Origin of the sequence: Halostagnicola sp. A-GB9-2, from assembly GCF_030068615.1 — an archaeon.
GTDB lineage: Archaea > Halobacteriota > Halobacteria > Halobacteriales > Natrialbaceae > Halostagnicola.
The window spans coordinates 38,808-61,322 of record NZ_JASJOC010000004.1; the positions used below are offsets into that span (position 1 = coordinate 38,808).

A 22,515-nucleotide genomic window follows, 5' to 3' on the forward strand; every position below is an offset into this window, starting at 1 on the left:
AATCGGGCGTTGACTTCGATAAAGCACGTCGAATCGACCGCCGACGAGAGAACGCCGAATCGGACCAGTTACTTCGAAAACAGACTCGTGTGTACCGGCGCGAACGCCTCCGGTTCCTCCTCGTCTTCGGCCGTGTCCGTGATCGCACGCCCCTCGAGGCCCGTGGAGAGAAGCGCCGACAGCGGCGGGCCAACCTTCTCGGGTTCGACGAGGAAGGCGTCGTGGCCGTGGTCGGATTCGACGACGTGGTGGGAGGCGTCGACGCCCGCGTCGCGACAGGCTTCGGCGAGGACCTCGGCCTGTTCGACGGTGAAGTGCCAGTCTCCGGTAAACGAAAGGATGAGCAGTTCGCCCTCGAACGCCGCGAGCGCGTCCGCGTCGGATTCATAGCCCGCCGCGAGGTCGAAGTCGTCCATCGCGCGAGTCAGGTAGAGGTAGCTGTTGGCGTCGTACCGGTCCGTGAACTTCTCCGCCTGGTAATCGAGGTAGGACTCGACTTCTCGGTACGGAAAGAACGCGCCGGCCGGATCCGTCGGCTTCTCTCGAGTCGCCTCGCGACCCGCCGATCGGCGACCGAACTTGCGGGCCATCGAGGCCTTCGAGAGGTACATGATGTGGCCGATCTGGCGGGCTCGAGCGAGGCCGTCGGTGGGCTCGGGGCCGCCGTAGTAGTGGCCCTCGTTCCAGTTCGGGTCGGTCGTGATCGCTCGCCGGGCGACGGTATCGAGGGCGAGACACTGCGCGTCAAGTCGGGCCGCGGCCGCGACCGATGCGGCGTACTCGATGTCGTCGGGGTACCGTCGAAGCCAGTCGAGGACGTTCATGCCGCCGACGCTGCCCCCGATGACTGCGTGGAGGCGGCCGACGCCGAGTTCGTCGAGCAGTTTCCGCTGGGAGCGCGTCCAGTCGCCGACCGTGACGGGCGGAAAGTCGGTGCCGTAGGGCTCGCCCGTCTCAGGGTTCGTACTCGAGGGGCCGGTCGTCCCGTAACACGACCCCGGCGCGTTCGCACAGACGACGTAGTACTCGGTGGTGTCGATGGCCTTTCCGGGGCCGACGACGTCGCCCCACCAGGCTCGAGCCTGTCCCGCGGTCTGATCGCCCGAATCGGGGCGGCGGGCGACGTGGGCGCTGCCGGTCAGCGCGTGACAGATTAAGACTGCGTTATCGCCCGTGAACTCGCCGTAGGTCTCGTAGGCGACCTCAAGCGAGGGGATCGACTCGCCACTCTCGAAGGTGAACTCGCCAAGGTCGACAGTCTCTTTAGTCGTCATGGCCGCTCCTCCGCGGGTTCTCCTCGATTCTCGGTGCTCGAGTCCGAACTGGCCGCCGACGCCGTCTCGATCGCCGAGTCGATATCCGCGAGGATATCCGCAGGGTCCTCGATGCCGACCGAAAGTCGGACCAGGTCCGGCGTGACGCCGGCATCTTTCTGTTCTTCCGGGGAAAGCTGTCCGTGAGTCGTACTCGCGGGGTGGATCACGAGCGTCTTCGCGTCGCCGATGTTCGCGAGGAACTGGGCGACCTCGACTTCCTCGCAGAAGCGTTTGCCGGCCTGGAAGCCCCCTTCCAGTCCGAAGGCGATCATCCCGCCGAAATCGGAGAGATACTCGGAGGCGTTGTCGTGGGTCGGGTGGGTCTTCAGGCCCGGATGCGTGACCCACGCCACATCGTCGTGATCGGCCAGGTACTCCGCGACGATAGTCGCGTTCTCGCAGTGTTTGTCCATCCGCAGGGGCAGGGACTCGAGTCCCTGCAGGGTCTGCCAGGCGTCGAACGGCGACTGCTGGTTCCCGAGACTGCGCGTCGAACGGAATCGAACCGTCGCGGCCAGCGGCGCGTCGGGAAAGTCCCGCGAAAAGTCGACGTCGTGGTAGGCGTGATTCTGTCCGGAAATCTCGTCGTAACCGTGTTCGCCCCACGGGAAGTCGCCGCCGTCGACGAGGATGCCGCCGACGGTCGTCCCCGAGCCGTGGAGCCACTTGGTGGTCGACTCCCAGACGACGTCCGCGCCGTGTTCGAGCGGACGGCAAAGATGCGGCGTCGCGAACGTGTTATCGACGACGAGCGGCACGCCGTGATCGTGGGCGATGGTCGAGAGACGGTCGAAATCGGGCGTCACAAGGGAGGGATTGCCGATCGTTTCGACGTGGACGAAGGCGGTGTCCTCATCAATTGCTTCCTCGTAGGCGTCGTACTCGAGCGTGGGAACAAGTCGAGTCTCGATATCCCGCCTGGAGGCAGTTTTCGCGAAGTAGGCGGTCGTCCCGCCGTAGGTGTCCGTCGAGAGGACGACGTTGTCGCCCGCCTCGGCGAGGACGAGGACCGCCGAGTCGAGGGCGGCCATCCCGCTCGCAGTCGCCACCGCACCGGGTGCGCCCTCGAGCGATGCCATCCGCCGTTCGAGGGTCTCGACGGTGGGGTTCGAAATCCGCGAGTAGATGTGCCCCTCGCTCTCGAGGGCGTAAAGATCCGCAGCGCTGTCGGCATCGTCGAAAACGTAGGAGGTCGTCTGGTAGAGTGGTGGGGCCATCGCGCCCGTCTCGGGGTCGGGAGACTGTCCGGCGTGGACGCTTCGCGTTCCGAATCGACACCGTTCGGGTTCGTCGGTCCCGTCGCTCCTGTCGTCGCTCATGTTTTGCATGCATACTTCCCCACGGACTTATGCGTCTCAGTAACGGCAAAAACCGCAGACCTTGAGAGATGATATCTCGCACATGAGGCCATACTAGTGAGTGCGAACGACACGCAGTACCGAGACGGACGATTTCTTAGGGGAGTAGTTGCTACGCTCGAGTGTGTCCTCGAGTCGTCGCGATCGGATCGTCCTCGCAACCGTCGTGTTCGCGGTGTTGTTCTCGCAGCTCCTGCTCTATCCGGGGGTCGCGACCCTCGTCGAAGCCCTCGGTGCCGACCCAGGTAGCGAGTCCTCACCGTTCGCAACGACGGCGCTCGACGCGAGCATGTGGTTCCTCGTCGCGGAGTTCGCGGCGTACGTCGCCTTCGTCGGCGTCTGGGGAGCCGCAAGCGACATGACAGGCCGACGAACGCCCTTCATCGTCATCGGCGCACTCGCCGGTGCCGTCGGCTATCTCGCGCTCGCGGTAGCGCCCCTGCTCGGCTCCGTTCCCTTCGAAGGCGTACTCCTCCTGCGGGTGCTTCAAGGCGCGATGACCATCGGCGCGTTCTCGCTGACGATGACGATGCTGATGGATCTCGAGGGGGGCCACGGCAGGAATATGGGTGCCGCGGGGATCGCGATCGGACTCGGCGCGGCCCTCGGCGCTCCGATGGGGGGCCAACTCACGACGGTTCACCCGCTCGCCCCGCTGGTCGCCGCCGGGGTCTTGCTCGTCTGTGTCGGCGGGCTCGTCACTGTCGTATCCGATAGAGCACCGAGCGGTAAACGGACGGCTCGAGACCTTCTCGAGGGCGTTCGCCGGCGACCGACGCTCTCGATTCCCTACGCGTTCGGGTTTATCGATCGACTCACGGCCGGGTTTTTCGCCCTCGTCGGGACGCTTTACTTTCAGGACACGTTCGGACTGGATCCCGCACAGACTGGGCTCTTGCTGGCGTGCTTTTTCGCTCCCTTCGCGCTCTTGCAGTACCCGATGGGAGCCCTCTCGGATCGAATCGGCCGAACGGTTCCGATCGTCGTCGGCTCGCTCTGTTATGGCGTCGGGATTCTGGGCGTTAACGTCGCACCGACGGTGACACTCGCAGCGCTTGCGATGGTTACGGTCGGTATTCTCGGCGCGCTCGTCTCTCCGGCGACGATGGCGCTCGTAACCGACATCGCCGCCGACGACGAACGCGGCGTCGCGATGAGCGGATTCAACCTCGCAGGGAGCCTCGGCTTTCTGGGCGGGTTCCTCATCGGCGGCACCGTCGCCGACACGTACGGCTACGATCTGGCATTTCTCGTCGTCGGCGGCCTCGAAATCGCCATCGCGCTCGTCGCCGTTCCGATCTTCCTTAGACTATCATTATCCGGACACAAACATGTTCGTGAGGGCGAGGCATAAAATCTACACCGGCGCGTGAACTCGTCTTCCGTTTGATTTGCGGAAAGTTGTCGGCAGTAATGTGGTATGCACACACATGACTGCGTAACGACAGAGGGAATCACTTTTTATGTACGTAGTACCAAGAAAGTCACGATGGCACGAAAGCGAACGGTCTCACGGCGAACCGCACTGAAGGTCACAGGCGCTGCTGCGGCAACCGCGCTGGTCGCAGGATGCAGTGACGATGACGACGGGAACGGTGGCGACGATGACGATGACGGTGGCGACGACGGTGGAGAGACCATCGAACCCGGAACGGAAATCGAACTCCTCGGTTATACTGGCGGTTGGGAAGGCGTCGCACCCGAAGAAATCGAGGGCGAAGATAACCCGACACTCAACCTCGAAGAGGGCGAAGAGTACGACTTTACGTGGGAGAACGCAGACGGCGACGAGCACAACCTCGAAATCTGGGACGACGACGGGGAGCTTGTAGACGACGAGTACCAGACTGACTTCAGCTCGAGCGAGGGAGAGACCGAGACGCTCGAGGGTGTCGAAGCAAGCGACGACATGGCAGAGTACGTCTGCGAACCACACTCGAGTACGATGAACGGCGAAATCAACGTCGAATAACCGTTCGGTACTGTCCGTTTTTTCGGAAACCAGAGTCGGTAGTCATTCGACCGTCGATCGATGCGTCAAATTGGCACTGTCTAGTTCAGCACCTCCTCGGCTGGCGTTCGGCCATTGAGTGCTTGATTCGGTCGATCGTGGTTGTAGTGGTGTCTGAAGCGTCTGAGCCAGCGTTTTGCGCTGGCCGGACTGCCCCGCCAGAAGGAGTGAAAGCGGTCAATCCGCATTGAGACGGTCTGAAACCACTTTTCGACGTGGTTTCGGTCGCTGTAGTTGAGCTGACCGTTCAATTCGTGACGAGCGAGGGCAGTCAGATAGCCGCCAGCATCGACAAGAAACTCTGTCTCGTCGATTTCGTGTTTCTCGGTGAGTCGGTGCAAGAACGCCGCCGCGGGGTCAGTCCCGCGGCGGCTGTAGACGTCGATTTCGAGCAGTAGCTTCGATTCTGTGTCGATCGCGGCGTACAACCACTTTTTCTCGCCGTCTACCTCGATCTGTTTCTCATCGACCGCGACCCGCGACGGCGCAGCCGTCGGCGGGTCGCTCTGGGCCTCTGATAATCTGTGCGTCCAGTTCCAGATTGCGCCGTGAGAACGGTCAATACCGAGTAATTCGAGGACTGCGACAACCTCCCGAACTGACAATCCCATCGAATGCAGGCGCACCCCGAACACCCTGACGGGTGTCGGGGTGCGCTCGTTCTCCCAAACCTCATCACAATCCACGTCTAAGGTCTCTCTGAGCAGGTTGGCGAGTTGCATTGGACACTTCTCGCCACCACCTGCTCATTCCTCAAACTCTCATCTAGACAGTGCCGTCAAATTGGGTCCTAAATCGAGCCGACAAGTCGACACCTCGACAAATACCCGTACCTATCGACACGACGAGTCCCTTTTCGAGCATCCCGTTTCGCTGACAGTCGACCGGTTCAGAGTATGTCATAGGAATTAGTACCATACGCAACCACACCCACGTTCCACGATAACATTTATCGAAGAATTTGGGAGGTAGAGGAGCTCTATGTCCGACATAACAACATACAAGTGCTCGAGTCACCTCCCATAATAAAATGAATTCACAGAGAGATATTCTCCTCTTCGCCGCGCTTGCACTCGCTTGGGGAACCGCGTTCAGTGCGATCGAAATCGGACTCACGTCGCTTCCGCCGATCCTCTTTGCCGCCTTTCGGCTCGATGTCGCCACCCTCCTGTTCGTCGCCGTCGTCGCCGTGTTAGGCCTCGAGTGGCGACCGCGAACGCGCGCCGACGTAATCGCGATCACCGTCGGCGGCGTGCTCCTCGTGGGCGCTCACTACGGACTGCTGTTCGTCGGACAGCTGTACGTCTCGAGCGCCGTCGCCGCGATCGTGCTGAGCCTGACGCCGATCGTCACGCCGCCGATCGCGCTCGCATTGCTCCCGAGCGAACGGATTCGCCCGCCCGCCGCCGTCGGCCTGATGCTGGGCCTCGTCGGCGTCGTCGTCATCGCCCTCTCGGGCGGTTCGATCGGCGGCCAGGCCCTCGGCGTGGGACTGTTGTTCGGATCCGCGATCTCGATCGCCATCGGTTCCGTCGTCCTCGAGCGAACGCGGGGGACGCTTCCCGTCGTCTCGCTCCAGACGTGGGCGATGGGGGTCGGTGCCCTCACGTTGCACGGCCTGAGCGGACTCCACCCCGGAGAACGCTTCGTCACGTCGGCGTTCACGACCGAAATCGTCGCCGCACTCGCGTACCTCGGGGTCGTCTCGACGGCTGGCGGCTTCCTCGCGTACTTCGTCCTGCTCGAGCGGGTCGGCGCGACGGAGCTCAGCCTGGTCAACTACACCTCCCCCGTGATCGCCGCCGTCTTCGGCTGGCTTCTGCTTGGCGAGTCGATCACGGTCGCGACGATCGCGGGCTTCGGCCTGATCGTCCTCGGCTTTACGCTCTGTAAGATCGACAGCCTCTGGAAGCTCGTTCGGCCGATAGTCGAGGACGGATACACGCGTCCGTCGGTGCCGACGAACGGGTTTGTGGTCCGGCGGAATCCGTACGTCCGCTCTACGAATCGCAACAACGAGGGGCGTTCGGCACCGAAGTCTCGTTCGTCTCCGGGTGCCGACTGAACGCTCTTTTGGATGTCGACTGAATTCGTCTCCAAGCGACGATCGAACTCTCGAATCACACGCGAGTCGATGCGAGGTGATATCGACAATCGAGGTCGTCATTCCCCGTTCACTCGAGGGCGAGTAAAATCGAGACGGGCGCTCCGAATTCGGTGCGCCATCAAAAGTACCATACCGACGCGCGACCCAGTAGCTCCTATCAGGTGGTTTTCGTGACCAAAAAAAGCGAGTATCAAGACGACTACCCCGACAAGACGCTGTATATTCCGGGCCCGACCGAAGTTCGAGAGGACGTTATCGAGGCCATGTGCGAGCCGATGTTCGGCCACCGCATGGACCGAATGACGGATCTCTACACGACCATCGTCGAGGACACGAAGGAGTTCCTCGGCACCGACAACGACGTCATCATCCTCACGGGCTCGGGCACCGAATTCTGGGAAGCCTCGACGCTCAACCTCGTCGATGAGAACATCCTCGTCCCGACCTGTGGGAGCTTCAGCGAACGCCACGCCAACGTCGCCGAACGGCTCGGTAAAACCGTCGACCGACTCGAGTACGAGTGGGGTCAGGCGATCAAACCCGAAGACATCCGCGAGACGCTCGAAGAGAGCGACAAGCACTACGACGTGGTCGCGACCGTCATGAACGAGTCCTCGACCGGCGTCCGCAATCCGATCGAAGAGATCGGCGACGTCATCGCCGAGTATCCGGACACCTATTTCGTCGTCGACGCCGTCTCCGCGCTGGGCGGCGACTACGTCGACATCGACGAGCACAACATTGACGTGATTTTCACGTCCACCCAGAAGGCCTTCGCCATGCCGCCCGGCCTGGCAGTCTGTGTCGTCAGCGAAGACGCCTACGAGGCCGAACTCGAGTCCGATTCGGCCTCGTGGTACGGCGGCTTCCAGCGCACGATCGACTACTACGACCGGAAGGGCCAGACCCACTCTACGCCCGCCATCCCGATCATGCTCGCCTACCGACAGCAGATGAAACATATGCTTGAGGAAGGCCACGACGGGCGCGACCAGCGCCACCGGGAGATGGCCGAGTACACCCGCGAGTGGGCTCGCGAGCACTTCGATATGTTCCCCGAGGAGGGCTATGAATCCCGGACGGTGAGCTGTATCGAGAACACCCAGGGGATCGACGTCGCCGAAACCATCGACGCCGTGAGCGAGGAGTACGACATGGTCTTCTCGAACGGCTACGGCTCCGCACTCGGCGAGAAGACGTTCCGCATCGGCCACATGGGCGAGCACGATCTCGAGAGCATCAAGGAGCTAACCGACGCGATCGAAGACGTCGCGGATTTGTAGAGACATCTCGAAGAGTGGCCGGAAGCAGTCGTGGAACCGCCACGCATCACGGACTTCTCGGCATCGACAGGGCTGTTTGGTGACATTGAAAACGGTATTTGTTATCCGTCAGTTTCAAAGACAACGGTATAGGGTTGTATTCTCCGAAAACAACCGACTACGGTTGTGTTTTCGGCCTCTCAAACGTAAATCGCGATCACGCCGATTAGCCACCCACACCCGCTCGAGAGCCAGAAACGAATCGACGAGTCATTTTCAGATACCGTCGAGCGTATCGCTGGCGAGCGTTCTCTGACCGAACTGGCAGGTATCCTCACGAACGAGGAAGCCGACGAATACGTGAGATGATTCGAGAGCGCGAAAACCGAAGCGGTCGACGACGGTGGTGAGTTAGTCCGAATCCGGTGACGAACCCGCTCGAGGCCCGTTCGAAAGCGCCAACACGCCGATCGCGGCCGCACAATCGGGACAACACGCTCGAGTGACTGCGGCGTAGCGCTCCGCGAGGTCCGGGCCGGGGCTGGTCGAAACGGCGAGGACGCGACCGGCCGGAACCGATTCGCCACACCGATAGCAAACTGCTGGCGGGGAGCGGTCGACGCTCGTCCCATCTTCGGAACCAGCACTCGAGTTCGTTCCTTCAACACTCGAGTCCGTTGCGTCGATTCTCGAGGTCATCCGAATCGCCTCCAGAGCGTCCTCCAGGCGTAATTTGCGGGGGATGGGGGTCCGTTCGACTCCGCGAATTGATCGAAAGTGATACTGAACTGTCGTTCGAGAGCTTTTTGTCTCGGTAGGAGCAACTGAAACATGGCAACCAAGTGCTCGCTTGGAAGCCACACGCTTCGGGTGTTCTAGCACCCGGGGCATTTCAAACGAATGCCCACGCGTCCACGTTTTGGAGCGCGCGGCTTCCATCATGACAGAAGTTCTGAAGGACAATATACTTACTGATAGCGGATGGAAGAAGGTAACTCGAGAGACAGCGAACCAGACAGAGTTGCCCTCGCTGATCGACACATGAAACGATATTTCGGCTCGTGAAATGGTCCACCAGCAAACTCTCGGCGAGTGAGCGGTTCGAAGAACCCGAACGACGCCGTTCACCGAGCGAAGCGCGGTTCGAGCCCACAGGGCGAGAACCGCAATAGCGAACGGGCAACGCCCGTGAGCGCTTCGCGCTCGGGCCGACGACTGATGTGGAGAACGCTATGCGTTCGGAACAGAAGGAGGAGTGCTTTTCATCAACGTTTTGCCGAGGGACATCGCGTTCTGGCCAGTCATGACTGGCCAGAACGCGGTAGACCGCAGCGCAAAAGGTTGGTTACTGAATATGCCCTTCTCTTCTGAGCTGGTCGGCGTCAGACTTCTCGTAGCGCCAGGTGATGTCGGCTTTCTCGTCCTGCCAGTCCCACGGTTCGACGAGGACGACGTCGTCCTCACGAATCCAGATGCGTTTTTGCATTTTACCTGGAATGCGTGCTGTGCGCTCTGTCCCGTCAGCACATCGTACTGTGACTCGGTTCGCCCCGAGCATGTTCGTGACAGTCGCAAAAACCTCGTCGTCGTCCGGCATTCGGAGGTTTTTACGGCTGCCCTCGTCCTCGCTCATACGCCGTGGTTGGAGGGCGAGGGTTTTAAAACTGTTAGTTAGCGAGCGTGCGTGGTGACCGCTCGAAAAACGAGTGGATCACTCGAGTGCGTCGTAGACAGCCACGGTCGCGGTACTGGTTACGAACCCACCGCCGACAAACGCCAGCACGGGACCGAGTACGGGGATCCACGCGAGACCGATCGTGAGTCCGACCAGACACGCCACGACGAGCCCGATTCTGACCTCCTGACCGCTAGTTACCCGCCAGCTCTTCCGAATCGAGCTTCGAACGGATCGATCCTCGAGGACGAGGACGGGCAGTGCGACGAACAATCGAATCGCGGCGATAACGCCGGGAACGACGAGCAACAGGATACCAATTCCCGTCAGTACCAGTATCGTGAAAAGAAGGACGAACGTCCGACGGCTCGTGGCGAAGCCGCGACGGAGAGCCGTAAGGCGCGAGAGTAACCGACTATTGGTGGACGCCGCGATTCGACACACGCCGGTTGCACAGACGAACGCGAACAGCCAACCGATTGCGAGTGCGAGCGCGACGACGAACGCGAAAACGAGCGGCGTTCGCGGCGAAAAGACGTATTGTTGTTCGAAGAGCGTCGGGGCGAGTTGTGACGCCAGGGCGACGAACTGCCAACTGTACTGATCGACGAGTTCGTAAAATTCGACGAGGACGAACGAAACGCCGAGCAACAGGACGAGTAGTTCCGGCGTCGAAGCTATCGAACGCTTGGTCGATCCCGGAATATCGAAGACGTAATCGAGATACTGTAAATTATTGTCGGAAGGCATGGACTGTAAAACAACCTAACACGAATGCTGTCGGTATCGGAGATCTGAGGGCGAACCACCATTACAGTTGTCATTACGACGGAGGAAATGTATTATCCTCGTTCATCTCCGTTCACCATCCGACGCGTTGAAAGGCCAAACCACGCCGTTTATTTTCGTCGGCTATCGACTCAAGCGTATGCTCGATAAGCTCGGCCCGCTGGGGATTGCAGGACTCGCTATTGTTCTCGTCGGAATCGTTCTCATCGCCATCGAAAGCTTACTCGTCGCTGGCGGCATGGCGCTCGTGCTCCTCGGACTGGCGCTCACGGTCAAGGCGCTCGTTTCGGGGATGCTCGGTGCCTTCGGCATGATGTGAGGCAGCAACGGGACCACGCTCGAAATAGGTCTGGTTCGAGGAGTATCCGGGGACGGAACGCGTTCAAATAGGTTTACGACGTCACTCCGCCTAGAGACGAGTATGGGATACACGCTACAGTATTATGATCTGGTGCTGGCCTGTATCGCCGCGAGCCTCGCCGCCGGCTTCGTCGTCGGGTACGCGACGCCAATCGCGTTCGAGCTCTCTGTCACCGTCTTTGCCGTCGTCGCCATCGGCTTCGTGGTCCACGCGATGTTCGTCAACGGCCCCGTCGACGAACTCGAGGACCTGACCGAGGAAGTCGAACCGGAGGACGTCCCGGCAGTTCTCTCGCCGCTCGAGACGCCGGAGTGAGCCGTCGGCGGACCGACAATCAAATCGATGGGCTGCTCCGTCAGTCGGCTTCGTTGTCCCCGGCACGATGCTCGCTGATGAGCTGGTCGACCATCGACGCCTTCTGGTCGCGCCGGCGGTCTCGAGCGCGTTCGTGCCAGTCGTCGATGACGGCTTCAATGTCTTCCTCACGAGCCACGGCGAGTTCGTCGACCTCCTGCATGGCGACGTCGCCCGCGGGGCCGACGGGGAGGTCCGCGTCGAAGAGGATCCGATCGGCGGCCTCCGAGAGTCCACCATCTTTGAGGATGACCCGCGGCTCGAACGACGCGAGCAGTTCCGCGGTCGATTTACCGGCTCCGCTCGCGTCGCGGACGTAGACGACGTCTCCGGCCGCGAGTCCGTACTGGTCGTCGGCCTCGCGGATCGCGCCCTTGGTGAACTGTTCGATCACCTTCACCGGCACCAATCCTTCTTTCTTGGCCGAAACGTCGCTGAAGTTCGAGTGGTCGAGCTTCCAGAGGGCTTTCATCCGCTCGACTTTGTCCTCGAGTTCGTCGACCGTCTCGCGGGCCTCGTCACGTTCGTCCTCGAGGCGCTCTGCCTTTCGCTCGAGGCGGGTGACTTCCCGATCCTTTCGAACCTTGCGCTGCTCTTCTGTCCGTGCAACGGTGATTTGAGCCTCGAGATCCTCGATTCGGTCGTCTTTGGTCTCGATGCGATCCTCGAGCGTCCCGACGTGTGATTGGAGGCGTTCGACCTGCCGCTCGAGGGACTTGATTCGCTTTTCTTCGGTGGTCAGCTCGCGCGGTTCGTGCTCGGTCGTCTCTTCTTCTGTCTCGTCCTCGTCGGTAAGCTCGCGCAGAACGGCTTCGACGCTCTCTTCGCCGGCGACGACTCGCGCGGTCACCTCACCCCGGTCAATTCCCGGCGGGAGTTTGTCGGCGATGCGTTCGAACTGGTCTTTGTGATCGTCGACCGCGTACAGCGCCGCAGCCATCGCGTCGCGCTGATGGTCGTTATCGTAGGAGTGCTCGCGCGTTCGGTGTTGTTTCTCGTCGATCGGCGGGTCGCTGTTGGGCGTCCACCCGGCGGCGTCGAAGCTTCGGCGGAACTTCTCGACGGTCTCGGGTATCGGCGTCACGTCCGCGGCGACGATCACCGGCCGCCCACGCTCGACGATCCACTCGATCACGTCCGCGGTGTCGCTCGTGCGCGAACTCCAGACATCGAGGATTTCGCCCTCGAGGCTGGCGATGGCGACCGCGGTAGTGGTTCCCGGATCGATCCCGACGACGACGTAGTCGCGTCGCTTCGCCAGCGGACGGAACTCGATGCCGTCGCGGCGTTCGCGTTCGATCTCGACGCGGACGTCCCCCGATCGCTCGTTCGAGACCGGAATGTCCTCGGGACGGGCCTGTACCGTAAAGACGGCGTTCGCGTAGCCGCCGTAGGACTCCCGAATGTCGGTGTCGTACTCGAGGTTCGCCTCCTCAAGTTCGGACTCGACCTCTCGGGCGCGGCGCTTGACGGAGCCGTGAATCCGGCGAGTGTAGCGATCCTCGCTCCAGCCGCCCTTGCCGGTCGATCGGCCCCTCGAGACCTTCACTGTCGTCTCGTCGGTGAAGGCCGATACCTCGTGACCGACGTTGTGGGCGGCGAGCTTGGCGGCGGCTTCGGCTTCCTTCATCGGATCCTTGCCGTAGGGAATCCCGTGGCGCTTGGCGACGCGCGAAAGCGGTTCGGGCTGTTCCGCACCGGTCACCTGCACGAGCATCGTTTCGGCGGGCAATGAGGCCAGAAAGTGGATCAGCTGGTCTTTGTCCGAAGCCAGCTCGTACATGTTGTCCGTCGCGATGATCGCCGGCTCGTGGTCGTCGATCAATCGCCTGAGCTTGCGGTGGGTGACGACGTCTCGAGTGAGGTCCTCACCGTTGTACTGGACCAGCGCGTAGGAAGGCGAGTCACCGCGGACGTCCCCGCTTTGAATGTCGACGCCGAACACGACTGCGTTCAACGCACTCGTTCGCGTGCTCACGGAGGATTATAGGGGCGAGCAAGGTATAAATCCGACGCGGGTTCGGTACCTCGAGGAGGAGAAATACGATTCAATTGTGTGAAGATTCTCGCACGCCGGGCGGCGAGAATTGTGAACGACGTACAGCCGACAGTACGAGAGAACACCCGTTCTGACGTTCAGTTATCCGTGTACGGGACTTCGATACGATCCCCATCCTCGGGCAACAGCACCTCGCCGTCGAACACGTCTCGAGCCTGCGCGAGGTGGTCCTCGACGTCGCCGGCGTAGCGCGAGGAGATGTGCATCAACGCCAGTCGATCGGCCTCGGCTCGGCGAGCGATTTCGGCCGCCTGCCGAGCCGTCGAGTGGGCCGTGTCCGTCGCGCGCTCGGTTCGGTCGTCGGCGAAGGTCGCGTCGTGGATCAGCAGGTCCGGTTCCTCGGCAACCTCGAGCGTCGCCGTCGTCGGGCGGGTGTCGCCGGTGTAGACGAGCGAGCGGCCGGGGCGGGGCTCGCCGACGACCTGATCGGGTTCGACGACGGTGCCGTCCTCGAGTTCGACGGCCTCGCCCTCGTGAAGGCTCGAGAACTTCGGGCCGACCGGAACGCCGAGTTCTTCGGCCCGCTCGCGGTCGAAGCGTCCCTTCCGGTCGTCCTCGACGAGCGCGTAGCCGACCGAGCGGGTATCGTGGTCCGTCTCGAAGACGCGAACCTCGTACTCCTCGGCGCGGTAGGCGACGTCGTCGCCCCCGACTTCGTTGATTCGGACCGGAAACGAAGGCTGGTTTCCGAGGGCGTTGACGAGCGACTTTACTTGCGATCGAGTTCCACGCGGCGCGTGAATCGCGAGCGGTTCCGTTCGGTCGTTAAAGGCCATCGTCTGGAGCAATCCGGGGATTCCCAGGACGTGATCGCCGTGAAGATGCGTGATGAAGAGCTGAGAGATCGAAAACCCCGTCCGAAACCGCATCATCTGGCGCTGGGTTCCCTCACCGGCATCGAACAATAGCTCGTCACCTTCGCGCGCGACGAAAATGCTGGTGGGATTTCGCTGTGCGGTTGGAATCGCCCCACTCGTTCCGAGAAACGTCACGCACAATGGCATTACCTACGGTTCGGAACGCGGCGACTAAACCGGCTTCGGATCGAAACCGGTGCCATCGCAACAACCGTCGGTGATCGAAGCCCAGCTAAGTGAAACCAATCACAGAGAACTCAAGTGAGCTTGGCACATGTTGACAAATATTCAATCGAGCGAATATAATAGGTCCCTAGTTGAGTGGTCGTATGAAGAAGGGGACGGTGACTGACCAAACAAACTCGACGTTTTACATCTCCGGCCCACAAAGGGTTCGTATCCACTTGGGACATGAGATCGAGACCCGAATTCAGTACACTCAAACGAATCGTTGCTATCTTGCTCGCCCTCGTCGTCGTCCTCGCGGCGGGTGCCGTCATCGGACAAGCTCCGGCTATCTTCGGTGTCGACGAAGACCCCGAGGCGTCGATCGAATTCGAGGATCAACAAAGCGACGGAACCAGCGTCTCCGTGACGTCGGTCTCGGTCTCGGACGGCGGCTTCGTCGTCGTGACTGACAGCACCGGAAACAGCGTCGGTGTCTCGGAATACCTCGAGGCGGGGACACACGAAAACGTCACCATCAACCAAACCGCCGACGACGGCCTCGAGATGGTCGGACAGTTGACCGCGACTGCACACCTCGACAGCACCGGCGACGAAACGTACGCCTACGACGAAACCGACGGCGAGGAGGACCAACCGTACATCGAGGACGGCTATCCTGTCAGTGACACCGCGACGGTGACGATAGCTGACCGAGACAATGGTGGCGTCAGCGACTCGTTTAGCGTCGAATCTATCGATGCCCCGTCGTCCGCCACGACCAACGAAACGATCACCGTGACCGCGGAGATCAGAAATCCGACCGACGAGGTCGATCAACAACACGTCGACCTCCGGATAGACGGTGCCGTCCTCGAGCGACAGGTACTCGAACTCGAACCCGACGAGAGCCGAGAAATAGAATTCGATATCGAGACGACCGGGGCCGAACCCGGCGAGCAGACGATCGGCGTCTATACGACCGATGACGGGGCAGTGGATACGATCGATCTCGAGTTCGACGGCACACCAGCTGTCGAACCGGTCGATGGAAACGAAACGAGCATCGCGGCGGACGTGACAACACCCGCGGACGGATTCGTTGCTGTCGAACACGCAGATACCGACGACGCAAACGGTCCGAGTCCGAACGGTGCGAGCGACGACACCCAGACACTCGGAACGAGCGAGGACCTCTCGCCCGGCGAGTACGAGAACGTCACCATCGACCTCGAGGACTCGATCAGTGAAGACGACGAACTACTGTTGGTCCTCTACGAAGGCGATCCGAACGATGTCGCCGGCGCAACGCAGATCGAGACCGAAGACGGGGAGGCCGTCGAGGCCGAGTTCACGCTCGAGGAACTGGACGGCGAGACGGACAACGATTGAACGGCGATGACAATAGACGGCGAGACGGACGACGACTGAGCGGCGGTGTCAACGCGGGTCTCGGCAATGGGACGCGACGCGAACGCAGGCCACGGCAACGGGACGGACACGCGGGCGACAGCAACGAGAGGACGGCCACTCGAGAGTAATCGACCGATTCTTACCCATCCCGTTCGTACCGACTGGCGATGGATGCGCCGCTGTGGACCGAGACGTACGCCCCGACTCTCGAGGAGTTACCACAGGACGACGCCCGCAGGTACCTCGAGCGGGCGTCCGAGGAGCCGATCAACCTGATCCTCCAGGGACCGCCTGGAAGCGGCAAGACGGCGGCCGCGCGCGCGCTGGCTCGCGACGTCTACGGCGACGACGTGGACAACGACCTGATCGAGATCAACGTCGCCGATTTCTTCGGTCGAACGAAGACAGAGATCAAGAACGATCCCCGGTTCAAGAGTTTTCTCGTCGGGCGATCGTCGATGTCCAAGCGGGACATGATCAACCATGTCCTTAAAGAATCCGCAAGCTACGCCCCCGTTTCGGGCGAGTACAAGACAATCTTGCTCGACAACGCCGAAGCGATTCGCGAGGACTTCCAGCAGGCCCTGCGACGCATCATGGAGAAACACCACCGAACGACGCAGTTCGTTATCGCCACGCGCCAGCCGACGAAACTCATCCCGCCGATCCGCTCGCGGTGTTTTCCCGTCTCGTTTCGGGCGCCCTCGAGCGAGGAAACCGTCGCCGTCCTCGAGCGAATCGTCGAGAGCGAGGGCGTCGAGTACGACGAGGACGGCCTCGAGTTCGTCGCCGGCTACGCGAACGGAAACCTTCGAAAAGCGATCCTGGCCGCCCAGACGACCGTCGAGGACGAGGGCGAGCTCACTATGACCGGAGCCTACGAGACCATCGGCGAGGTCGGCCTGGCCGAGGAAATCGAGTCGATGGTCGACGACGCGGAGGCGGGGGAGTTTACAGACGCCAGAAAAACTCTCGACGACCTGCTCGTGGACGAGGGCCTCGACGGCGGAGAGGTGCTCGAGGAGATACTCGCGATTGCACGGAAGCGGTATCACGGCGACGAGCTCGCTCGGATGCACCGGCTCGTGGCAGATACCGAGTTCGAGATGCAGGAGGGCTCGAGCGATCGGATCCACGTCTCACACGTGCTCGCGGAGTTAGGGCGGAATGACTGAGCGAGGGGCCGAACCGGGATTTACCGGCATTCCCTTCAGAACCCGTCTTTGGACGATATTCCCGCTCTTTCCGCTCGTGAGCGTCACCCTCGAGACGAGCGGGGTTGTCGGAAACCCGCTCGACTCCGCGCTTTCGCTCGTTCTGGGGCTCGCGCTGGCTGTCTTTCTCTCGGAACTCCTGCTTCGAGCCGTCGGTCCCGCGATCGTCGATCCGCTCTGGTACGGCGTCTTCGTCCTGGTCGGCGGCGCACTGGTGGTGCTCACGACCGCACCGATGGTCGATCTCGAGCCCGAAGCGATCCAGCGGCCCGCGTACACGGTCTTGCTGACCTGTAGCGCGCTCGCGGTCGTCGTAGCGACACGCCAGCGACTCGAGTAGCGAGTCGTAGTCGGCGCCAGGAACGGTACGCGGAACGACACCCTGCGGGAGCCACACCGTTATCTACCTCTCTCGAGAACCCTTTGGTATGCCTGCACTGCTCGAGACCTATATCGAAAACCGATTTCCCGTCCAACCGAATCACGCGAACAATAACGGCACCCTCCACGGCGGGAACCTGATGAAGTGGCTCGACGAGGTCGGCGGTATGGCCGCCATCCGGTTCGCCGGCGAGTCCTGCGTCACCGCTCGAGTCGACGAACTCGATTTCGTCCGGCCGGTCCCCCTCGGTGAGACGGCGCTCATCGAGGCCTACGTCTACGACGCCGGGAAGACGAGCGTCAACGTCGCGTTGCGGGCGTGGCGCGAAGAGCCGCGGTCGGGCGAAACGGAGCTCACGACCGAGTCGACGTTCACGTTCGTCGCGATCGACGAGAACGGAACGCCGATTTCGGTGCCGGAGCTTACCGTCGAGAGTGGCGAAGGTGAGCGACTTCGCGAGCGGGCGATGTCTGCGACCGAGTAAGTGCTCTCCGAATACCGATACTCGAGCCCTCGACGACAGGAACGGTAAGCGCCTCGTCAGGGACAAAATTAATCCGTCTGTTCAGAAGTGCCACTGTGACCTCGAACAACAACTCCACGGGTGGGGAGGAAATCGTCTCCGTCACTGAGAACGGACAGGTGACGATTCCTGATCGCCTCCGGGAAAAACACGGGATCTCTGTGCCGGGGCGAGTAGCGTTCGCCGAAAACGAGGACGGAGAACTCGTCGTTGACCGGTCGGCTCGATGCGCGAGTTCCGGGGACTCGAACGGACCGGGGATGACGACCGACCGGCGACGCCGGTTCTTCGTGAGTTGCGAGCTCGAGACGAGCAACGTACTGGCGATCCGGGGAACTAGTCGAGCAGACCGAGACGAACTTCCCCCGCTTTTTACCTGCTGAAAGTATCACTCGAGAACCAGCACGTACCGCGTCAGCGAGCGGTGCACCCGCCGTTCGAAGGCCGACTCGAGTTCCCACCCGGCCGCCCGCGCCTCGCTCGCCCACGAGCGGTCGGCGACAACGACGGCTCTCGAGGCGACTCGGCGAGCCTCCGAGAGCGCCCCCGAGACGAGGTCCTCGAGCCGGTGGGTTTCGATCTTCGACTGGCGGCCGTAGGGGGCGTCGAAGACGACGCCGTCGATCGAGTCCTCGGCGAGCGGCAGTCTGGTCGCGTCGCCGCGGCCGACGTGCCACGAGCCTCGAGTCGCGCCGGTCGGCGACTCGGCGGAGTCGTCCAGAAAGTGCTCGAGATTTTGGCGTGCCCCCCGGACCATCTTCTCCTGGGCGTCGGTTCCCACGACGTCCGCGCCGACGAGCCCCGCTTCGACGAGGACGCCGCCGGTTCCGCACATCGGGTCGAGAATCCGACGACCCTCGTGAGCGCCGGCGATGTTCGCGACGGCTCGAGCGAGAAGCGGGTCCATGCTTCCGGGCTGAAAAAAGGGTTTGTCGGTGGGCGCGCGCGAGCCGAAGTCCCGGACGCTTTCGGCGGTAAGCCAGCCGAGTGCACAGATCGAGACCTGTTCGCCCCGCGCGGTCGCGCCGACATCGTTGGCGGGGACACTCGTCGAATCCGCTCGCGAATCCGAGGCCAGTATCGGCTCGAGATCGTCCACGTCATCGATCTCGCCGACCGAAAACGCCGCGCGGAGAACGTGGTCCGGGTCGTCGAGGTCCACCGAAAAGCCGCGGTCGACGAGCACCTGTCCAAGCGTTCGCTCGACCGCTGGCGCGGAGACGCCACTCGAGCCGTGAATATCCGTGGCTCGCACGGCGACCGACCCGTCGCGATCGATCGACGCTGTCTCGAGGAGCGCCCGAGCGCTCTCGAGGGTTGCGTCGGTTCGACCGAGCAGTTCGCTGGCGCGATGGGTGTAGGCGAGTCCGCGGACCCGCTCCGGGACGATACTGCGCACGATAGCGATTCCAGGGGCGACGGTTCGGACGTCGGCCGCCGCACTCGCCGCTTCCCGCCTCGCGAACCGATCGTCCTCTCCGCCCAACTCGAGGAAGTACACGCACGTTCGTCGCCGCGGGCCGGGCATGAGCCTACCGCTTTCGACGACTCGTTTAGCGAACGGCGAATGGCGATTACGCGGCTGCAGTCGCCGAGGCGACGGTCACCCCGATATAAATCGAACTGACAGCTGTCCCACAAACCGGAGAGAACAGGTGTCGGTACCAATCTTTATAAACCTTAAATACGTCTTTTTAAGCGACTTATGACGGATCCGAAGGACACCATCAACATCGAAAACGTGGTGGCGTCGACCGGCATCGGGCAAGAACTCGACCTCCAGAGTGTCGCGATGGACCTCGAGGGGGCCGACTACGACCCCGAGCAGTTCCCCGGTCTCGTCTACCGTACCCAGAATCCAAAATCCGCCGCGTTGATCTTCCGTTCGGGCAAGATCGTCTGTACCGGCGCGAAAAGCACCGACGACGTTCACGAGAGTCTCCGTATCGTCTTCGACAAACTCCGTGAACTCCAGATTCAGGTCAACGAAGATCCGGAGATCGTCGTCCAGAACATCGTCACCTCGGCCGACCTCGGCCGGAACCTGAACCTGAATGCGATCGCAATCGGACTTGGTCTCGAGAACATCGAGTACGAACCCGAACAGTTCCCGGGACTCGTCTACCGACTCGACGATCCGGACGTCGTCGCACTCCTGTTTGGCTCCGGGAAACTCGTTATTACCGGCGGGAAACAGCCGGTCGACGCCGAACACGCCGTCGACAAAATTGTCTCCCGTCTCGAGGACCTCGGCCTGCTCGAGTAATTCAACTTTTCCTTTCGTTTCGAGCGGACGATACCCGTTCGGCTGCAGTTCCGTTTTGTTATTTAATCATTTCTCGGCGACGGCGTCGACTCAACAGCGAGCCCCCCACGGACGAACACGATTGGAACGAAATACGGAGTGTCCAGCTTAAAAGACTGTTTCAGTGAGTTTCTCGGCGACTAATATCCAATTAATGCATCGCCAGATCGGTTATACTCATATATCGTCGCTTTCGGCGAACTGGAATCGTTCATTCGGCGGCGAACGGTTCGAAAGAGTGTGAATCGACCGCGAATCACCGTAATCCGACGAACGACCGGCCCCGTTTAACAGGTCCCAGAACAGGAGCATCAGTTGCCGATGAAGATTCCGCACCCGACAGACACGACGAATCGAGTGTCGCCCTCCAGCGCGGAGACAGGACTCGAGGAACTCACACTGGAAGCCCTCCGAAGTGTCCTGAGCAGTCGGCGCCGACGCGCGATTATCCGGTACGTGCTCGCGGCCGACGACTCCGTCACCGTCAAGCAGCTCGTCCGAGCGCTCTCGGAATCGGAAAACGATCCGACCTTCGAGACGACCTTCCTCGAGCGGTGTCAGCGAGTGCACGACTCGCTTTCCCAGACCCACCTGCCGAAACTCGAGGAGTACGGCATCGTCGAGTACGAACGCGGAGCCGGTCGCGTCTCACCAGCGGCGCACCTGCTAGCACTCGAACCGTACGTCGGGAGCACAACAGCCGGCAAACAGTCCCCCTGACGCTTTTTGGCTCTCCATTTCTCAGGAGTTTTCGGGCCGTTACATCGATTTTCTCGACACGTCGGCCCGGAGTAGAGAGCGTATACAACGTGTAAACGCTAATTACAATATTCGAAGATAAATCAGCTAGTGTATAACTAATATATTCCTGACTTTCTTGAAGTTTGCAATGAATCGACGGACGTTCATGATCGGTGCAGGGGGGATCGGCGCAGTAACAATTGGCGGTCTGGTGCTGACGAGTTCTGCGGCCGCGGAAGTCGATACCGGACTGTTCAGCGTCGAGAACGAACACTTCGATACGAACAGCGGGCGCATGGAACGCCTTGAAATCGCGGAAATCAGGGTTTTTTCCGAATGGGAAGGGTTCGAACACCCGGTCGAAGCGGTCGAGTGGGAACTCGAGGCCGCCGTCGGCGGAAACGGCTTCGAACCGCTCGGTTCGGCAACTGTCGAATTCGGCGAACCCGACGAGTACGAGGGAGAAACGTCGAGCAGTTCAATCGACGCCGTCGATCTCGTGGATATCTTCGGTCAGGAGACGTTCGAAGTCGACGGGGATAACGCCTACGAGGAAGACGCCACGGAACACTTCGACGTCGAGTTCATGCTCACCACGATCGTCACCGATGTCGGCGGAAACGAGGTCGAGGAGTCGGTCACCGGCGATTCGAACCTCGGCATTACGAACCTCGGTGCCGACGTGAGCGTTGGCGGGGAAGGCGAGATCGACGGCGACGAAGAAGAGGGAACGGAGTACGGCCCGATCGAAACGATGGACGGCGTCGAAGCCTGGACAGGAATTAATCGCTTCACCGTCAAACTCACGAATACGAATTCCTACCCTGTCGTGGCGACTGCTGAGTGGGACATCTCCGATGATACGACACACGCGCTCGAGGCTGGCGAGGAAAAAGAAGTGATGTCTCCGCTACTCCCAAGCGGGGACGTCGGTTCGCAATCACGAACCGACGCCGACAGAGAAGACGACGAGTTTGTCGGTATCAATAGCGTCGAAGAGGAGACGTGAGGAATGAAAACACGCCGTCAGATCGTCGCCGGCAGCGTCTGTGGCATCGCTGTCCTTCTGGCCGGCTGCTGGAGCTTCCTGGACGGGGATGGGCTATCGCCCTCAGACGGCAACGGGATGGACGGCGTCTCCGACAGCACACCGGGTGAGGGTGCAGAATCACCCGATTCGGCGGGGAACGCGGACGGCTCGAGATCAGCCACGATCGCAACCGAGATCGGCGTCGATCGATCGAGTCGGCCGCGAGTCGGCGAGCCCATCGCGGTCGAGTTCGCCGCTACGAACGAGGGGACGGGAGTCGGACGCTACGACTATCGGCTTCGACTCGAGCACGAAGACGGCCTCCTCGGCGGAGACGAACCTCTCTCCGGAACGCTCCCGGAGGGGACACGACGCGTGTACGACCTCGAGTTCGTCCCGCCGCGTGCCGGGGACGTTTGCCTACTGCTCGAGAAGGATGTCGTCGACGAGTTCACCGTTCGGTCGCGGCGATCCGACGACGGTGATAGCGACAGCGACGAAGGGAGCGGAGACGACGAACCCGACGGCGACACGTCGATCACTACGGGCGGTAACGGGGCGCTCGTCGGCGAAGAAGCGACCGCAGGATAGCG

At 61.5% G+C, this 22,515-nt stretch carries 25 protein-coding genes; 16 read left to right on the forward strand and 9 right to left on the reverse strand.

Going from position 1 to position 22,515, the window contains the following annotated elements; translation table 11 throughout:
• Positions 1 to 68 precede the first annotated feature (68 nt).
• The gene (gene metX, locus QNM96_RS11295; protein WP_283836438.1) at positions 69 to 1,274 is read right to left on the reverse strand and encodes a homoserine O-acetyltransferase; all 1,206 of its coding nucleotides are present in this window, start codon (positions 1,272 to 1,274) and stop codon (positions 69 to 71) included.
• Positions 1,271 to 2,635 carry an O-acetylhomoserine aminocarboxypropyltransferase/cysteine synthase gene (locus tag QNM96_RS11300; RefSeq protein ID WP_283836439.1) on the reverse strand — a complete coding sequence of 455 codons (1,365 nt, stop codon included), beginning with the start codon at positions 2,633 to 2,635 and terminating at the stop codon, positions 1,271 to 1,273. Before QNM96_RS11300 ends, metX begins: the two co-directional genes overlap by 4 nt.
• Positions 2,636 to 2,798: 163 nt before the next feature.
• On the opposite strand from QNM96_RS11300, the gene QNM96_RS11305 reads away from it, so the two are divergent.
• Positions 2,799 to 4,028 (forward strand): MFS transporter, encoded by a 1,230-nt coding sequence (locus QNM96_RS11305; RefSeq protein WP_283836440.1) that lies wholly within the window; start codon positions 2,799 to 2,801, stop codon positions 4,026 to 4,028.
• Between the two features lie 135 nt (positions 4,029 to 4,163).
• Positions 4,164 to 4,646 carry a plastocyanin/azurin family copper-binding protein gene (locus QNM96_RS11310; RefSeq protein WP_283836441.1) on the forward strand — a complete coding sequence of 161 codons (483 nt, stop codon included), beginning with the start codon at positions 4,164 to 4,166 and terminating at the stop codon, positions 4,644 to 4,646.
• An 80-nt stretch (positions 4,647 to 4,726) separates the two neighbouring features.
• On the opposite strand, the gene QNM96_RS11315 is transcribed toward QNM96_RS11310, so the two are convergent.
• The gene (locus tag QNM96_RS11315) at positions 4,727 to 5,407 is read right to left on the reverse strand and encodes an IS6 family transposase (protein WP_283836443.1); all 681 of its coding nucleotides are present in this window, start codon (positions 5,405 to 5,407) and stop codon (positions 4,727 to 4,729) included.
• A 308-nt stretch (positions 5,408 to 5,715) separates the two neighbouring features.
• Between QNM96_RS11315 and QNM96_RS11320 the strand changes: the two genes are divergently transcribed.
• The 3 genes from QNM96_RS11320 (at position 5,716) to QNM96_RS11330 (ending at position 8,423) form a co-directional block, all read left to right on the forward strand.
• The gene (locus QNM96_RS11320) at positions 5,716 to 6,750 is read left to right on the forward strand and encodes a DMT family transporter (protein ID WP_283836444.1); all 1,035 of its coding nucleotides are present in this window, start codon (positions 5,716 to 5,718) and stop codon (positions 6,748 to 6,750) included.
• Positions 6,751 to 6,962: 212 nt separating this feature from the next.
• Positions 6,963 to 8,075, forward strand: coding sequence for an alanine--glyoxylate aminotransferase family protein (locus QNM96_RS11325; protein ID WP_283836445.1), 1,113 nt, complete (start codon positions 6,963 to 6,965; stop codon positions 8,073 to 8,075).
• 273 nt (positions 8,076 to 8,348) lie between these two features.
• Positions 8,349 to 8,423 carry a hypothetical protein gene (locus QNM96_RS11330; RefSeq protein ID WP_283836950.1) on the forward strand — a complete coding sequence of 25 codons (75 nt, stop codon included), beginning with the start codon at positions 8,349 to 8,351 and terminating at the stop codon, positions 8,421 to 8,423.
• A gap of 42 nt (positions 8,424 to 8,465) precedes the next feature.
• Here QNM96_RS11330 and QNM96_RS11335 read toward each other — a convergent pair whose 3' ends face one another.
• The 3 genes from QNM96_RS11335 to QNM96_RS11345 form a co-directional block, all read right to left on the reverse strand.
• Positions 8,466 to 8,753, reverse strand: coding sequence for a hypothetical protein (locus QNM96_RS11335; RefSeq protein WP_283836446.1), 288 nt, complete (start codon positions 8,751 to 8,753; stop codon positions 8,466 to 8,468).
• A gap of 646 nt (positions 8,754 to 9,399) precedes the next feature.
• Positions 9,400 to 9,687 (reverse strand): translation initiation factor eIF-1A, encoded by a 288-nt coding sequence (gene eif1A, locus QNM96_RS11340; RefSeq protein WP_283836447.1) that lies wholly within the window; start codon positions 9,685 to 9,687, stop codon positions 9,400 to 9,402.
• A gap of 78 nt (positions 9,688 to 9,765) precedes the next feature.
• Positions 9,766 to 10,479: a YciC family protein gene (locus tag QNM96_RS11345; protein WP_283836448.1), complete on the reverse strand. Its 714-nt coding sequence runs from the start codon at positions 10,477 to 10,479 to the stop codon at positions 9,766 to 9,768.
• A 178-nt stretch (positions 10,480 to 10,657) separates the two neighbouring features.
• Between QNM96_RS11345 and QNM96_RS11350 the strand changes: the two genes are divergently transcribed.
• Both QNM96_RS11350 and QNM96_RS11355 read left to right on the forward strand, forming a co-directional pair.
• A complete protein-coding gene (locus tag QNM96_RS11350) occupies positions 10,658 to 10,837 on the forward strand; it encodes a hypothetical protein (protein ID WP_283836449.1) in 180 nt (59 codons plus the stop codon).
• A 102-nt stretch (positions 10,838 to 10,939) separates the two neighbouring features.
• Positions 10,940 to 11,194, forward strand: coding sequence for a hypothetical protein (locus QNM96_RS11355; RefSeq protein WP_283836450.1), 255 nt, complete (start codon positions 10,940 to 10,942; stop codon positions 11,192 to 11,194).
• Positions 11,195 to 11,234: 40 nt separating this feature from the next.
• Here the strand turns inward: QNM96_RS11355 and QNM96_RS11360 are convergent, their stop codons facing one another.
• Both QNM96_RS11360 and rnz read right to left on the reverse strand, forming a co-directional pair.
• Complete coding sequence (locus QNM96_RS11360) at positions 11,235 to 13,211, reverse strand: DUF460 domain-containing protein (RefSeq protein WP_283836451.1); 1,977 nt, start codon at positions 13,209 to 13,211, stop codon at positions 11,235 to 11,237.
• 158 nt (positions 13,212 to 13,369) lie between these two features.
• Positions 13,370 to 14,296, reverse strand: coding sequence for a ribonuclease Z (rnz, locus tag QNM96_RS11365; protein WP_283836452.1), 927 nt, complete (start codon positions 14,294 to 14,296; stop codon positions 13,370 to 13,372).
• A gap of 264 nt (positions 14,297 to 14,560) precedes the next feature.
• Between rnz and QNM96_RS11370 the strand changes: the two genes are divergently transcribed.
• The 5 genes from QNM96_RS11370 to QNM96_RS11390 all read left to right on the forward strand — a co-directional run bounded on the left by QNM96_RS11370 (position 14,561) and on the right by QNM96_RS11390 (position 18,229).
• On the forward strand, positions 14,561 to 15,706 hold the full coding sequence (locus tag QNM96_RS11370) for a CARDB domain-containing protein (RefSeq protein WP_283836454.1): 1,146 nt from the start codon (positions 14,561 to 14,563) through the stop codon (positions 15,704 to 15,706).
• Positions 15,707 to 15,894: 188 nt separating this feature from the next.
• A complete protein-coding gene (locus QNM96_RS11375) occupies positions 15,895 to 16,902 on the forward strand; it encodes an AAA family ATPase (RefSeq protein ID WP_283836456.1) in 1,008 nt (335 codons plus the stop codon).
• The gene (locus QNM96_RS11380) at positions 16,895 to 17,281 is read left to right on the forward strand and encodes a hypothetical protein (RefSeq protein ID WP_283836457.1); all 387 of its coding nucleotides are present in this window, start codon (positions 16,895 to 16,897) and stop codon (positions 17,279 to 17,281) included. The genes QNM96_RS11375 and QNM96_RS11380 overlap by 8 nt, the downstream gene beginning before the upstream one ends.
• 88 nt (positions 17,282 to 17,369) lie before the next feature.
• Positions 17,370 to 17,807, forward strand: coding sequence for an acyl-CoA thioesterase (locus tag QNM96_RS11385; protein WP_283836458.1), 438 nt, complete (start codon positions 17,370 to 17,372; stop codon positions 17,805 to 17,807).
• A gap of 95 nt (positions 17,808 to 17,902) precedes the next feature.
• Complete coding sequence (locus QNM96_RS11390; RefSeq protein ID WP_283836459.1) at positions 17,903 to 18,229, forward strand: AbrB/MazE/SpoVT family DNA-binding domain-containing protein; 327 nt, start codon at positions 17,903 to 17,905, stop codon at positions 18,227 to 18,229.
• 5 nt (positions 18,230 to 18,234) lie between these two features.
• Here QNM96_RS11390 and QNM96_RS11395 read toward each other — a convergent pair whose 3' ends face one another.
• Positions 18,235 to 19,347 carry a methyltransferase domain-containing protein gene (locus QNM96_RS11395; protein ID WP_283836460.1) on the reverse strand — a complete coding sequence of 371 codons (1,113 nt, stop codon included), beginning with the start codon at positions 19,345 to 19,347 and terminating at the stop codon, positions 18,235 to 18,237.
• 204 nt (positions 19,348 to 19,551) lie between these two features.
• Between QNM96_RS11395 and QNM96_RS11400 the strand changes: the two genes are divergently transcribed.
• The 4 genes from QNM96_RS11400 (at position 19,552) to QNM96_RS11415 (ending at position 22,513) form a co-directional block, all read left to right on the forward strand.
• Positions 19,552 to 20,112: a TATA-box-binding protein gene (locus QNM96_RS11400; protein ID WP_049953801.1), complete on the forward strand. Its 561-nt coding sequence runs from the start codon at positions 19,552 to 19,554 to the stop codon at positions 20,110 to 20,112.
• A gap of 396 nt (positions 20,113 to 20,508) precedes the next feature.
• On the forward strand, positions 20,509 to 20,871 hold the full coding sequence (locus QNM96_RS11405) for a hypothetical protein (protein ID WP_283836461.1): 363 nt from the start codon (positions 20,509 to 20,511) through the stop codon (positions 20,869 to 20,871).
• 169 nt (positions 20,872 to 21,040) lie between these two features.
• The gene (locus QNM96_RS11410; protein ID WP_283836462.1) at positions 21,041 to 21,901 is read left to right on the forward strand and encodes a hypothetical protein; all 861 of its coding nucleotides are present in this window, start codon (positions 21,041 to 21,043) and stop codon (positions 21,899 to 21,901) included.
• 3 nt (positions 21,902 to 21,904) lie between these two features.
• Complete coding sequence (locus QNM96_RS11415; protein ID WP_283836463.1) at positions 21,905 to 22,513, forward strand: hypothetical protein; 609 nt, start codon at positions 21,905 to 21,907, stop codon at positions 22,511 to 22,513.
• The last annotated feature ends 2 nt before the right edge of the window (positions 22,514 to 22,515 follow it).